Origin of the sequence: Leucobacter komagatae (genome assembly GCF_006716085.1) — a bacterium.
Classification (GTDB): domain Bacteria; phylum Actinomycetota; class Actinomycetes; order Actinomycetales; family Microbacteriaceae; genus Leucobacter; species Leucobacter komagatae.
In genome coordinates this window covers 1710624-1723305 of record NZ_VFON01000001.1, presented here as the reverse complement: position 1 = coordinate 1723305, position 12682 = coordinate 1710624, and the positions used below count along the sequence as shown (strand labels likewise).

The 12682-nt window shown below is 67.6% G+C and carries 16 protein-coding genes; 7 read left to right on the top strand and 9 right to left on the bottom strand.

Annotated features, from left to right (window positions below):
• Positions 1 to 37: 37 nt before the first annotated feature.
• Positions 38 to 895, bottom strand: coding sequence for an alpha/beta fold hydrolase (locus FB468_RS07905; RefSeq protein ID WP_141886855.1), 858 nt, complete (start codon positions 893 to 895; stop codon positions 38 to 40).
• A 230-nt stretch (positions 896 to 1125) separates the two neighbouring features.
• Here FB468_RS07905 and FB468_RS07900 point away from each other — a divergent pair, with 230 nt between their 5' ends.
• Both FB468_RS07900 and FB468_RS07895 read left to right on the top strand, forming a co-directional pair.
• Positions 1126 to 2214: a GNAT family N-acetyltransferase gene (locus tag FB468_RS07900; RefSeq protein WP_141886854.1), complete on the top strand. Its 1089-nt coding sequence runs from the start codon at positions 1126 to 1128 to the stop codon at positions 2212 to 2214.
• Positions 2215 to 2226: 12 nt separating this feature from the next.
• Complete coding sequence (locus FB468_RS07895) at positions 2227 to 2745, top strand: GNAT family N-acetyltransferase (protein ID WP_211359105.1); 519 nt, start codon at positions 2227 to 2229, stop codon at positions 2743 to 2745.
• 72 nt (positions 2746 to 2817) lie between these two features.
• Here FB468_RS07895 and FB468_RS07890 read toward each other — a convergent pair whose 3' ends face one another.
• The 3 genes from FB468_RS07890 to FB468_RS07880 all read right to left on the bottom strand — a co-directional run bounded on the left by FB468_RS07890 (position 2818) and on the right by FB468_RS07880 (position 5013).
• A complete protein-coding gene (locus FB468_RS07890) occupies positions 2818 to 3300 on the bottom strand; it encodes a GNAT family N-acetyltransferase (protein ID WP_141886852.1) in 483 nt (160 codons plus the stop codon).
• 111 nt (positions 3301 to 3411) lie between these two features.
• A complete protein-coding gene (locus FB468_RS07885) occupies positions 3412 to 4491 on the bottom strand; it encodes an NAD(P)/FAD-dependent oxidoreductase (protein ID WP_141886851.1) in 1080 nt (359 codons plus the stop codon).
• A gap of 9 nt (positions 4492 to 4500) precedes the next feature.
• A complete protein-coding gene (locus FB468_RS07880; RefSeq protein ID WP_141886850.1) occupies positions 4501 to 5013 on the bottom strand; it encodes a GNAT family N-acetyltransferase in 513 nt (170 codons plus the stop codon).
• Between the two features lie 101 nt (positions 5014 to 5114).
• On the opposite strand from FB468_RS07880, the gene FB468_RS07875 reads away from it, so the two are divergent.
• The 3 genes from FB468_RS07875 to FB468_RS07865 are packed head-to-tail and all read left to right on the top strand — an operon-like array spanning position 5115 to position 6724.
• Entirely contained in the window at positions 5115 to 5618 is a 504-nt protein-coding gene (locus FB468_RS07875; protein WP_141886849.1) for a hypothetical protein, read from the top strand.
• Positions 5619 to 5674: 56 nt separating this feature from the next.
• On the top strand, positions 5675 to 6061 hold the full coding sequence (locus FB468_RS07870; protein WP_141886848.1) for a hypothetical protein: 387 nt from the start codon (positions 5675 to 5677) through the stop codon (positions 6059 to 6061).
• Between the two features lie 54 nt (positions 6062 to 6115).
• Positions 6116 to 6724 carry a class I SAM-dependent methyltransferase gene (locus FB468_RS07865; protein WP_141886847.1) on the top strand — a complete coding sequence of 203 codons (609 nt, stop codon included), beginning with the start codon at positions 6116 to 6118 and terminating at the stop codon, positions 6722 to 6724.
• On the opposite strand, the gene FB468_RS17105 is transcribed toward FB468_RS07865, so the two are convergent.
• From FB468_RS17105 to FB468_RS07850, 4 genes are all read right to left on the bottom strand, one after another.
• A complete protein-coding gene (locus FB468_RS17105; RefSeq protein WP_170219664.1) occupies positions 6721 to 6861 on the bottom strand; it encodes a hypothetical protein in 141 nt (46 codons plus the stop codon). The two genes, FB468_RS07865 and FB468_RS17105, sit on opposite strands and share 4 nt — an antisense overlap.
• A 121-nt stretch (positions 6862 to 6982) precedes the next feature.
• Positions 6983 to 7474 (bottom strand): SUKH-4 family immunity protein, encoded by a 492-nt coding sequence (locus FB468_RS07860; protein WP_170219663.1) that lies wholly within the window; start codon positions 7472 to 7474, stop codon positions 6983 to 6985.
• 136 nt (positions 7475 to 7610) lie between these two features.
• Positions 7611 to 8672, bottom strand: coding sequence for an LLM class flavin-dependent oxidoreductase (locus tag FB468_RS07855; protein WP_141886845.1), 1062 nt, complete (start codon positions 8670 to 8672; stop codon positions 7611 to 7613).
• A gap of 66 nt (positions 8673 to 8738) precedes the next feature.
• Entirely contained in the window at positions 8739 to 9554 is an 816-nt protein-coding gene (locus FB468_RS07850) for a sulfite exporter TauE/SafE family protein (protein ID WP_211359104.1), read from the bottom strand.
• An 82-nt stretch (positions 9555 to 9636) separates the two neighbouring features.
• Here FB468_RS07850 and FB468_RS07845 point away from each other — a divergent pair, with 82 nt between their 5' ends.
• Positions 9637 to 10425 (top strand): AraC family transcriptional regulator, encoded by a 789-nt coding sequence (locus FB468_RS07845; RefSeq protein WP_141886844.1) that lies wholly within the window; start codon positions 9637 to 9639, stop codon positions 10423 to 10425.
• Here FB468_RS07845 and FB468_RS07840 read toward each other — a convergent pair.
• The gene (locus FB468_RS07840; protein WP_141886843.1) at positions 10422 to 11066 is read right to left on the bottom strand and encodes a TetR/AcrR family transcriptional regulator; all 645 of its coding nucleotides are present in this window, start codon (positions 11064 to 11066) and stop codon (positions 10422 to 10424) included. The two genes, FB468_RS07845 and FB468_RS07840, sit on opposite strands and share 4 nt — an antisense overlap.
• Before the next feature lie 79 nt (positions 11067 to 11145).
• Here FB468_RS07840 and FB468_RS07835 point away from each other — a divergent pair, with 79 nt between their 5' ends.
• The gene (locus tag FB468_RS07835; RefSeq protein ID WP_246055804.1) at positions 11146 to 12606 is read left to right on the top strand and encodes an MDR family MFS transporter; all 1461 of its coding nucleotides are present in this window, start codon (positions 11146 to 11148) and stop codon (positions 12604 to 12606) included.
• Positions 12607 to 12682: the final 76 nt, after the last annotated feature.

Below are 12682 nucleotides of genomic sequence, written 5' to 3'. Positions count from 1 at the left end.
CCGGCCGAAGCCGTCGCGATCCTGATCTCGTGGCCCGCTACCGGGCGAGTGCGGCCGCGAGCACCTCGCGACCGTGGGTCCAGAGCAGCGCGCCGCCCGCGTCTTCGCGCAGCTTACGCGTCGCGCCCGGGATGCGCGCGGCGAGGGTCGCGCCGTGGTCGGGGGAGTGGCTGAGGTCGTGCGCGCCGAACCACACCTGCACGGGGCAGGCGATGCGGTGAAGATCGAGGCCCCAGGTGCGCATCGCGAGCACGGTGTCTTGCACGTAGCCGGCTCCCGCGTTCGCGAACCCCTCCGCGAGCGCATTGCGGTACCTCGGCAGGAACGTGGGCGACGAGTAGAACGCCCTGTCGCTTTCGTGCGAACCGCCGAGGACCATCTCTTCCATCGCCTGTGCGGTGAAGCCGGCGAGTACGGCGGCGGCCTCGCCCGGGGTGGCCTCTGCGAGATCGGAGAGCGCGGTCGCTTCGGGAGGGAGCAGCGCGTGGATGTCGGGGTGCTGGAGCTCGTCCGCTGGTGAGGCAAGCACGAGGCGTTCGGCGCTACCCGTGAGCGCGAGGGCGAGCCCAAAGATGGCGCCCTGCGAGTTCGCGACGACGGGAAGCGGGCTGGCGTCGGAGCCGAGCACGCCGGCCACGAATGCGAGGTAGTCGGCCGCGGTCGACTCGATCGTTCGTTCGTCCGCGGGTGAGGAATCGCCAATGCCGGGCCGGTCCATCGTGATGAGTTGGACGCCCATCTCGACGAGCGCGTCTTCGCCGAACGCCATCGACTTGCCGGTCGCGGCGCCCGCGACGAACAGCACGGGCTCACCGTCTTTCGGGCCCCAGCTTGAGCCCGCGAGTGCCCGGCCGTCGGGGAGGCTAACGCGGTGGTGCTGCGGCTCGAATTCCATGGGTTCCAGTGTATTTGGGCGAGCGCGGAATCGGCGGCCCGGTCGCTGTTTTCCTGGAAGTTGCTGGGAACCACGCGCCGCTGTTCTGTCAGCAGGTGCGGCTGCAATAGCATTGACGATGCAGCAACTTGTACATACGTCCAAGTTCGGAAAGCCTAAGCGTCGTCACTCCCACTGAAAGCTGCTCATTTTGATCACCTCGACAGCCCTACCGTGAAAGGATCCCGGCCATGAGCCACCGAGCTAACTCGACAACGAAGAACGAACCCGCCGCAGGCTCAGCGGAGCTCGGCCCGCTCTCGGAGCGCGTGAGTGCGCCGGTCGAGCCCGTTATCCCCGGCTCAGAGCACGGCCTCGTCTGGCGCGAGCTGCGACAGACCGACCTCGACGCGCTACTCGAATTCGAGCGGGCGGTCGACGCGTCCGACGACCCCGAGGCCACCACCGACCTCGCAGACCTCGAAGAACGCTTCGATACGCCGGGGTTCGACCCTGGTACGGACAGTTTGATCGCCGTGAATGCTCAGGGCGCGGTCGTCGCGTATGGCGAGGCGTTCCTCGAAGCCACTGGGGAGGCAATTGTCACCGTGCACGTGAATGGGCGAGTGCACCCGGAGTGGCGCCGCCGGGGCCTCGGAACGAGACTGCTGCGCTGGCAGGAAGCACGGGGCCGGCAGCAGCTCGCGGCTTCCAAGCTGCGGCTCCCGGCGATGCTCAGCACGCTCGTTGGAGAGCAGGCCGACGGTCAGCGCGCGTTGTTCGAAGCGGAGGGATTCGTTCCCGCGCGCTGGTGGATCGAGATGGAACGCCCCCTTGACGGGCTGGGGCCCGAGGCGCCGCTTGCGGCCGGACTGAGGGTTGAGCCCTACACCGCACGATGGTCGGAGCAGGCGCGCCTGGTGATCAACGATGCGTTTCGCGATCACTGGGGGAGCCAGCCCACGTTACGCGGAGAGTGGGAGGACGCTCAGCAATCGGAAGACTTCCGTGCGAGCTGGAGCGCGGTGGCAATCGCGACCCTCGAGAATGGCGAAGACGAACTTGTGGGGGCGATCACGGTCGAAGGTGACGAAGACGAGTGGGAGGCCTGCGGATACCGCTTCGGCAACGTTGATGAGCTCGGGGTAACGCGTGACTGGCGCGGTCGGGGCGTCGCGAGCGCGCTCCTTGGACACTCTATGCGGGCGATGCGTGGTGCAGGCATGGATCGGGCAACACTTGACGTCGACAGCGATAGCCCCACCGGCGCACACGCGCTTTATGCCCGACTCGGGTTCGCCGAGACCGGGCGTTCGGTGACCTACGCCAAGACCTTCTGACAGGACAATATGATGCAGATCACCCCAACAATGAGACGGGCAACGATCGATGATGCCGCCGCGGTACTCCAACTGTTCGACGGCGCAATCGCCTGGTTTGCTGAGATTGGCAATACCGAGCAGTGGGGCACTGAACCGTGGTCAACGCAGGAGCGACAGATCGCCCGCGTCGAGGAGGCCTGCGCCCTTCCCGAGGCATGGGTGGCGGTTGATGGCTCAGGCGCAGTCTGTGGATTTATTGCGCTCGGGGACGCAATGCCGTACGTACCTGCCGCGCCGCACCCAGAACTGTACGTGCGCGTGCTCATCGCATCGCGCGACCCTCGGGTCAGGGGCGTTGGCCGCGCGCTGATGACGCTCGCCGACGAGCGTGCACGTGAGATGGGTATCACCGAGCTCCGCCTGGACTGCTTCGGCGGCGGGACTGGCGCGCTCGTGAGGTATTACGAGTCGTGCGGGTACGAGCGCACCAGCACCTTTGACGAGGGAGGTTGGCCGGGGCAAGTGCTCGCACGGTCTCTCGCGCGCTGAGGGGTTTGTGAGAAACGCAGCGAGAGGGAGCCCGCCGTCGGCCGAAAAGAGGTAACGCCGTCGCGGGCGCACTCAGAGCGTCTTACGCATCCGGAAGTTTGTGAGCGCAACGCCGTCGCGCACGACCTCCTGAGGGCGCTCCGCTTCGAAGCCGAGGCGTTCGAACACCGGCCTTGCTGTGATGCTCACGTCGGCAGCAAGTTCGCCCGCTCCCGTGGCACGGGCCCGACCCTCGGCCTCAGCGAGCAGCGCACGGGCGACTCCGCGTCCGCCCCACGCCGGGTCAACGAACAGCATGTCGATGAAGCCACTGCTGCTCACATCCGAGAAACCCACGACCTTCGCTCCCGCGACCGCGACGAAGCTATCGCGGCCCGACATGGCACCGTGCCAGCCCGTGCGGTCGCGCTCTCCAGGCCTCGCCCACACCCAAAGTTGCTCTGGCGAGTAGTCTGCTGCCGCAGTCTCCATGACTGCAGCGGTGAAGATCGCGAGGGTCGCGTCTGCGTCGGCCTCGGTGTACTCACGTATGTGCGAGGAAGCCGGTTCAACCATGCGAATATTCTACGGAGGGCATGCGGCCGATCCAGATCTGCGCTCGCCGCAGCGAAGCTACCCGGAGACGTCGGTGAGGGGCACGAGTTCGGCCGGCATCGGCCACCGTCGTTATGCGAACGGAAGCAGTCGCGCGTGATCCTCAGCGATCCGCCGCCCGATCGCCCCCGAAAGAATGATCGCGGGGTGCGCGACCGCGAGATACAAGCCAGGCAGCTCCGGGGCGGGGCCGACGAGCGGCTCACCGGCGCTGGGCATCGGGCGATCCGCGATCACCGCCCCGTCGAGCCGGATGTCGCCGGCATCGTCAAAGCTCGCGCGGATCGCCGCGAGCGCGGGGGCTGCAAGCAGCGCAGGATCGCCGGTGAACCCTGGCGGCACATCCTCCGCAGCGAGGAGCGTCGTGTCATTGAGCTGCCGGATCTCGAGTTCCGGCGTCGACACAATTCCCCGGACGATCGGCCGTCGGGTGGAGAACCGGAGCAGAGCGCACGGCGCCGGAGCGAGGTCGATGCTGACGCCGGCCGCTGCGGCGAGCGCGGCGGAACCAGTGCCCGCGGCGAGCACGACGCCTGCACCGGTGAGTCGACCGTCGGCTGTTGTGACGCCAGTGACGCGGCCGTGCTCTACGACGAGTCCAGTGACGGCGGTCTCAGGTCGGACCTCTGCACCGCGCATCCGGGCGCTGTCGAGCAGTGCCTCGGTGAGGGCGACCGGATCCACCCCCGCGTCGTCGGGAGCGTACGCGACGACCTCCGGTGCGTCGCGCAGCGTCGGCTCAAGCTCGCGCGCTTCTGCTCCTGTGATGAGGCGCATGGGGTTCCCCGCGGCCACGTGTGCGGCGACGAACTCGCGCGTGAGCGAGTCGGTCTCCTCCCACGAGATCGCCCCGTATGCGCGGTGGCCGACGGTGCTCCCAGCGCTGGGGAGTTCGGCGAGCAGGGTGGCGAAGTCGGCGCGTGCCTGGGAGCGGAGCGGTGACCGTTGTGAGCCTGCGGGGCTCTTAGCGGCACCGACCCACGCAAACGATGCTGCCGTCGTGCCGCGACCGGGCCGACCGGCGTCGAGGACGACGACTTCGTGGCCCGCCTGCGCGAGGCTGTGCGCAGCGACGGCGCCGACGATTCCCGCCCCGACGACGATGATGGGGCTCTGGCCGGGTGCTGCGCTGCGGCTCTCGCTGGTGGTCACAATCGGAGCCTAGCCCTGGGGTCCGTTCTCCAGCGGCTCTGGTTCGCCGCCGCTTGAGAGCTGCTTGCGCATCTTGACGCTCGTCGTTTCGTACCCGAGGGACTCGTAGAGACCCCTGGCGGTCGTGTTGAACCCGAAGACGTTGAGCCCGAGCGTCGCGGCGCCCTGCGAGCGTGCATACTCTTCTGCCAACCGCATGCCCTCGCGCCCGAGCCCACGGCCACGGAAGGCCGGGTCGACGACGATGTCCCAGATCCACCAGGCGGTCGGATCGTCAGAATTGTCGCGGCCCACCCACAGGTAGCCGACAGCCGTGTCTGTCTCGTCGACGATGTTGAATACCGCGTTGGTGAGCGACGGCTGACCCTCCGGGAACGCGGACGCGAGACTGTGCGCGGCCTGACTTGCTGCGGCCTCTGGTGTCGCCCCTGTGGCGATGAGGTCTGCCTCATACTCGGTCTGCGAGGCACTCAGCCAGGCCGGGAAGTCATGCCGAGGGAGCGGAACCAGTCGGACAGTCATAAGAGGTATTCTCGCAGGCTCGCGGTGTCGCGGTGTTCGGGCGTTGGCACTAGAACGCACGTGGTCGTTGCTGCGAGGATGGAGCGCACGGAGGTACGCAAGTGAGTGGATGGCCAGCGACTGACTCGTCTGAGGTGCCCGGCGGGCGTCGGCGGGGCCCAGCCCGGGTGCGCGAGGCGCTGAGCCTAGGCCTTATGCTGCTGCCGCTCGTGGCGGTCGCAGCCTTCCTGCTCGTGAACAGTGGAGTCTGGGTGACGGGCCTCGCCGTGTTTTTCTCGGACGGCGCCGAGACGGTGCGTCGCGACCCGGGCTGGATTCTTGCCGTGCTTGCCCTCGCCGCGACCTTGGCGTGCGCGGTGCTTGGCCTTCTGGGCACGCGTGACCGGTGGAAGTACAACCGCAGGTGGCAGCGTGGGCTGATGGGGTCGATCGCGGCGACGCTGAGCACGGTGCTCTTCTCATCCTGGACGATGACGCAGGCTCTGCAGCACGGGAGCGAGCCCAAGGTGGGACTCTCGATGTTTGTGACGATGTGCGCGATGCTGTACGGCGTGCTGTGTGCGATGGTGTCGCCGCGGGATGCGGTGTTCGAGCCCGAACGGTAGCCTGCTCAGGCAAGGCGAATGCCAATTCGTCCTGACCCTGACGCTCTGGAGGTGCGATGGCCGACCGCAACGATCTCAAGATCGTCGGCGATGAGCTTATTGTCGTTCCGAGGGGGCTCGACAAGCTTTGGGGGTTCCGCAAACGGATCGTCGTTGCGCTCGAAGATATTGCGGCTGTCGAGGTCGAGCAGCGCCCACTCCGTGTGGCCACGGGTTGGCGCGGCCCTGGGCTCGACGCTGGGCTGAAGCGCAGCGGCAGTTTTCACCCCGCGGGCGAGCTCACCTACTGGAACGTGTCTGGGCTGGGCCCTGCGCTCCTCATCCAAATTCGTGGCGGAGCGCCGTTTGACCGGCTCTACCTATCGGTCGCGGATCCCGAGGCGGCGCGAACGCTGATTGCCGAGGCCATTGAGCGGGCCAATGGGCAACAAGTCGCTCACTAGCCGATGCTTCAGCATCCTTGACCGGTCTCACGCCTGAGCTACTACATTTGGCTTATGGCGAGGGAACACGTGCGCAGGGCATACTCTGGGCGCGCGGCAGAGTACACCGAGCTGTTGGGCGGTATCGAGCACACCGCTCGGGCAGATCGAGACTACGTTGCCGCTTGGGCGAAGTCCGTTGATGGCCCGATTGTCGACGTCGGCTGCGGGCCGGGGCAGTGGACACACTTCCTCGCCGAGCTCGGTTCGGACATTGTCGGGATCGACCCGGTTCCCGCGTTCATCGCGGAAGCGCGCGCACGCTATGGCGCTTCGCGTTTTCGCGCGGGAGATGCCGAAACCCTAGGAGTGAGCGACGGGAGTCTTGTGGGCGTCTTGGCCTGGTACTCGCTCATTCACGAGGAACCGTCGTCGATCGGTGCGGCCTTTACCTCGATCGCGAGAGCCCTCAAGCCCGGTGGAACCGTGCTGCTGGGTTTCTTCGACGGTGACGCAAGGACGCCGTTCTCGCACGCCGTGGCTACTGCCTACTTTTGGTCAGAGGAGGCCCTCGGGGAGGAACTCGAGAAAGCCGGGCTCCGTGTGCGCGAAGCGGTTCGTAGGCAGGATCCCGGAGCAAGACCGCACGGCGCCTTGATCGCGCAAAAAGTCGGCCTCGACTAGAGGTACTTCCTTGCAACTTCCTCTGCGGTCAGTGCGTGCGGGTACCTATCGAACTTGTGTCTTGCCTCGTCCCACGCTTGCAGGTCGTAGAGATCCTCGGCGCGCGAGAGTCGCAAAGTGATGGACGTTGTGTTCAAGACGTGCTCCTTTGCCTCAGGATAATGCGGGGCCGGTGAGAACGCCGATAGCGCTTGTGTCTCTCATAAAGGTGGTCTGCCTGGGCTGCGGGCCAAGGCAGAGCACGCTGACACGAGCACCTCAGAGCAGGTCGTCCTTCGCGTTCTCGAGTGCGCCCGACCACCAGGAGTCACTGGACAGTGCGGACCGATCGGCCGTCTTCAGCTCACTGCGGAGTCGCTTGAGCCGCGTCCGGTGGGGTACTGGTTGCTTCTGCACAGCGCGGGCCGAGATCTCACCTCTCGCGAAGCGTTCCAGTCGCTCCCGCATCTCGTCGGCGGAGTAGACCACGGGGCCGGAAATGCTGGGGCCGGCGTCGAGATATCGGCCAAACGCAGCAAGGCACGCGTCGAAAGCTGAGCGGCTCGCGTTGAGCGGCCATTCGGCCGACAGGTCGGCGGCGAGTACCCAGACGGAGCCATCGGCCGTGTCCTCGGCAACGAGGAACTCTGTGGGGCTGTGAAGATGTCCGATCACGGCAAGCTCGCGCCCGGGCCGGCTAGCAATAGCGGCCGCATCGGCCCCATCGGCGTAGAACTGGAATCCCAGAGCACTGCCCCGTTCATCGCCCATCATGCCCCCTCAGCGTCTGCCAATGACCCGCAGCGAGCCTATCGCGTGCGGCAAGCCGCGGGGCGGGGCTAACGAGGGAGAGCGAGGGTGCAAACCCGAAGTTGCGCGAGGGCGTCCCCTCGCGCAACTCAGGGTGCTAGACCGCGTCGCCCTCCGCGGGCCCCTCCGTGTTCGGCTTCCAGCCGAGCGCGGGCGCAACGTGCTTCGCGAACGAGTCGAGAATATGCAGGTTGTACTCGGGCCCGAGCTGGTTCGGGATGGTCAGCATGAGCGTGTCAGCCGCCATCACTGCCTCGTCAGCCTTGAGCTGCTCGATGAGCCGGTCGGGCGTATCTGCGTACGTCTTGCCGAACGTCGAGCGGAACCCGTCGATGACACCGATCTGATCCTGCGACTCCGACCCGGGTCCGCCCCCGCGGAGCCCGAAGTAGAGTTCGTCTTGCTCGGTGACGATCGGGAACACGCTGCGGCTCACAGAGACGCGCGGCTTTCCAGTGTGGCCGGCTTCCCGATAGGCCTCACGGAACGCGTCGATCTGCTTGCGCTGCAGAATGCCGAGCGGTTCGCCCGTCGCCTCGGTAACGAGGGTCGAGCTCATCAGGTTCACGCCCATCTTTCCGGCGTTGATCGCGGTGTCGGTCGAGCCGGCGCCCCACCAGACCCGCTCGCGCAGGCCGGGCGAGTGCGGTTCGATCGCGAGCCGTCCGGGAGGCGACATCTTCGGGTCGGCCTCGACGAGCGCCTCGCCCTCGATCGCGCGGAGGAACAGGTCGAACTTCGGGCGCGCGAGGTCGGCTCCGCGCGGATCCTGCGACCCCGTATACCCGAACGCCTCGTAGCCACGCAGCGCGGTCTCGGGTGACCCCCGGCTCACGCCGAGCGCGAGCCTGCCGTCGGAAATGAGGTCGAGCGCCGCAGCTTCCTCAGCAAGGTAGAGCGGGTTTTCGTAGCGCAGGTCGATGACGCCGGTGCCAACCTCGATGCGGTTCGTGCGAGCCGCCATCGCGGTGAGTAGCGGTATCGGCGACGCGGCCTGGCGCGCGAAGTGGTGCACGCGCACGTAGGCGCCGTTCACGCCGATCTCGTCGGCGCCCTCGGCAAGCTCGATCGTCTGCTTGAGCATGTCGCCCGCGGTGCGCACGCGCGACCCAGGAACGGGGCCGTAGTGGCCGAAAGAGAGGAATCCGAATGATCTCATGCTCGGTGTAACGCGCCCCCGCGAATTACATTCCCGCGCATATAGTTCGGGATCGCGCGACCTCCGCTACCCCCAGAGCGTGCGGGCGAGCACCGTTACGAGAACGGCCACGAGCAGCGCGATGTAGCCCCACGCGTGCACCCCGTCAGGGAGTCGCGGTGGGCGCCTGCGCCAGAGCACGACGACCGGGATCGAACCTACAAGCAGCAGCGCCGCTGCCCCAAGGTCGACCGCGCCGACCGACAGCACGCCGCCGCCGGGCGACGCGTGCGAGGTGAGCAGGAATGCGGCGAGCGCGGGGATTGAGACGCAGAGCGTGAGCGGATTCGCGAGCGCCGCCGCAGCCATCATCGGCTTTCCCGCGCGCCGCAGGAGCGGGACCGTCATGACCGAGCCGCCGACGCCGAGGAATGACGCGAGCGCGCCGATGGGGGCGCCGAGGCCCGCCCGGATCGCGAAGCGCTCACCCGGGGCGTTGTCGCGACCGCTTTGCGCCGGCAGTGGGCGGAGAAACCCGGGCCGCAGCAGCGCATCGAGGATCGTCACCGTCAGGTACGCAACGAACCCCCACAGGATCAGCGCCGGAGGCGCGACGGACGCCGCGAGCGCGCCGAGCGCCCCTCCGGCGCCGAGCAGCATGAGGAGGGGGAGCGTGCCGCGCAGTTCCAGCAGGATCGATCTTGGGGTCGCCGCCGTCGCGACGGCTGCGTTCACGGCCATCACCACCGCCGAGGTCGCGACGGCCGTCACCGCGGCATCGGGGCCGAGCGCGGAATCGAGGAGCAGGATCACGGGGACAGTGACGAACCCGCCCCCGAACCCGAACAAGACCGTGGTTGCGCCGGTGAAGACGCCGACGAGAATAACAAGAAGAATGCTCACTCATCCCATTTCAGCGCTTGGCATCGGGGCTGACAATCGAATAAAAGCCATAAGGATTCGAATTTCGGCCTAGCATAGTGTCATGCGCAACGTCTCCCTCGCGGCGCTCGACAGCTCGGCCCTCTCGGTGCTGCCGATCGCGACCGACTACCCGCCGGGGCACCTGCTCGACTGGCACGAGCACAGGCGCGCGCAGTTGCTCTACGCCGCCACCGGCACCATGCTCGTCGAGACCGCCGACGGCGCCTGGACCGTGCCGGGGGAGCGGGCTGTGCTCATCCCGCCGCGAACGCAGCACCGCGTGCGCATGCTCGACGTGCAAACGAACAGCCTCTACATTGAGCCCGGTGCCGTGCCCTGGTGGCCCGAGACGTGCCGGGCGGTCGACGTGCCCCCGCTGCTGCGTGAGCTGCTGCGCGCCGCCGCCGACCTCGGCAGGCCCGCGGTTGTTCATGGGGGCGACGCGTCGGGCGCCGATGGGCCGCGTGCTCGGGCGATGCTCGACCTGATCCTCATCGAGCTCGAGCGTGTGCGTGAGGCTCCGCTCCACCTGCCGATTCCTGCCGAGCCGCCGTTCGCCGAGCTCTGCCGGCGGTACATTGCAGTGCCCGACGCCGGTGTCACGAACGCGGAGTGGGCGGCCGACGCGAGCATGGGCGAGCGTACGCTTGGCCGTGAGTTTCGGGAGGCTACGGGGATGAGCCCGGCCGCCTGGCGGGCGCGGGCGCGGTTGCTCGTGGCGATCCCGTTGCTGCGCCACCGCACCGTCACTGAGGTGTCGGGTGAGCTGGGCTACGCCTCGCCCGCGGCCTTCTCGTTCGCGTTTACGAGAGCCTTTGGCGAAGCCCCGTCGACGCTGCGCGCCGACTAGCGGGGCGCGCCGCCAATGTCTAAGCGCCCGGGCCTGATGGCGTCGAGCGTCGCGCGCACGAGCGCCATGCGAGCTTCGGGCGTGCGGTCTTCCGAGCGCATGAGCACCTCGGAGAGGACGCCGAGCATCGAGCCCACGAGCGCCCGCAGCACCAGGCGCATGTCGGCCTCTTCCGCCTCGCTGATCACGCGATCCTGCGCCGCTGCCCAGCGCGACCACAGCGCCTCGCCAACCCGATCTTGCGACTCCGACATGCGCGCGTACTGGTGCGCGGTGAGATCTGAGGAGCCCGCAAGGATCGCCTGGTAGCGGCGGCTCCGCTCGTACTCCGCCTCCTGATCCAGCTCGTTGAGTTTCTGCTCGACCGCGTACTGGAGCGCATCCCACGGCGCCTCGGATACCGGGCGCGACAGTACCATCTCGACAACGGCGGCGGTGTCTTCGGCCGCAGTCGAGAAGAACGCCTCGTCCTTCGTAGCGAAGTAGCGGAAGAACGTGCGCTCGGACATCCCAGCCGCCGTGGCGATCTCTTCCACCGTCGTTGCGTCGTAGCCGCGCTCGAAGAACAGCTCGAGGGCGACGTCGGCGATCCGCTGGCGGGAGGCCTGGCGAGAGAGCTCGCGGAGCGTTGGCTTCGGCATGCTCTCAGGTTAACAGCGCGAATATGACATAGGCTGACACTCTTGTCAGTCAATGTCATATTGTGATTTCGGAGGACCCTTGAGTCAAAGCACACACGAAAACGCGCAGCCCGTCGCGGCGCCGGCAGCGCAGGGTGGGCGCGGAACTGCGCTGATCTGGATCCTGCTCGCCGGCGCGTTCGTCATGGTGCTCAACGAGACCGTGATGGGCGTCGCCCTGCCGCCGCTCATGCGCGAGTTCGGCGTGAGCGCCTCCGCCGGGCAGTGGCTCACTACGGCCTACATGCTCGTGATGGCGGTCGTCATTCCGATGTCTGGGTTCCTGCTGCAGCGCTTCACGCCGCGCGCGATCTTTGTTGCGGCGCTCGGACTCTTCACACTCGGCACCGCGGCCGCGGCCTTCGCGCCGGTGTTCGGCATGCTCGTGTTCGCGCGCATCGCGCAGGCCGCGGGCACCGCGATCATCATGCCCTTGCTGTCGACGACGATTCTCACCCGCATTCCGGAGGAGCGGCGTGGGCGCATGATGGGGCTCATCGCAATCGTCATGTCGGCGGCGCCGGCGCTCGGCCCGACCTTCTCGGGCATGCTTATCACTGCGCTCGGCTGGCGCGCGGTCTTCCTTTCGGTGCTGCCGATTGCTGTCGTGGTGCTCGTCGTCGGAGGGCTTCTCATCGGGAAGGGGGAGAAGGGCGCCCCCGTGAAGTTCGACGTGCTCTCGGCGCTGCTCTCCGTCGTCGCGTTCGGTGGCCTGGTGTACGGGCTTGGCAGCCTCGGGCAGGCGGTTGACGGTGGGGCGCCCGTGCCGCCCGCGATCCCGATCGTGCTGGGCGCTGTCGGTCTCGTGCTCTTCATCTGGCGGCAGCTCGCGCTGCAGCGCCGCGGCGCTGCGTTCCTCGACCTGCGCCCGTTCCGAGAGCGCCCATTCTGGGTGGGCATCGTGCTCATCTCGGTCGTGATGCTGTCGATGTTCGGCTCGCTCATCCTGCTGCCGATCTACATGCAGAACGTGCTCGGACTCACCCCGCTCGCGGCCGGCCTCGCGGTACTGCCAGGCGGGTTGCTCATGGGCGTCGCGGCGCCGTTCGTCGGCGCGCTGTTCGACAAGGTGGGGGCGCGGCCGCTCGTCATCCCCGGGGCGTTCGTCGTGTCGGCCGCGCTCGTGCTGTTCATGCAGCTCGGGGCGTCGAGCCCCGTGTGGCTCGTCGTCGTCGCGATGCTCGTGCTGAACCTCGGCATCGCCCTCATGATGACGCCGCTCATGACCTCGTCGCTCGGGTCGCTCGCGCCCGAGCTCTACAGCCACGGCAGCGCGATCTTCTCGACGGTGCAGCAGCTCGCGGGCGCGGTCGGAACCGCGATGTTCGTGACGCTTATGGCGGTCGGCACATCAAACGCTGCGGTGGCCGGGGCTGAGGCCGCTGCTGCGACGGCGCAGGGCATCCATGTGGCGTTCATTGTTGCAGCGGCGAGCTCGGTGCTCGCGGTCGTGCTCGCGTTCTTCGTGCCGAAGAAGCGCCCCGCCACTGTGGCGGGGTAGGGGCCTCGGCCCCGGGGCTGCCGCTCGGCCCCGCTCGCTCGCCCGGCCGCCATTCCCACTCAAATAATCTGTTCCA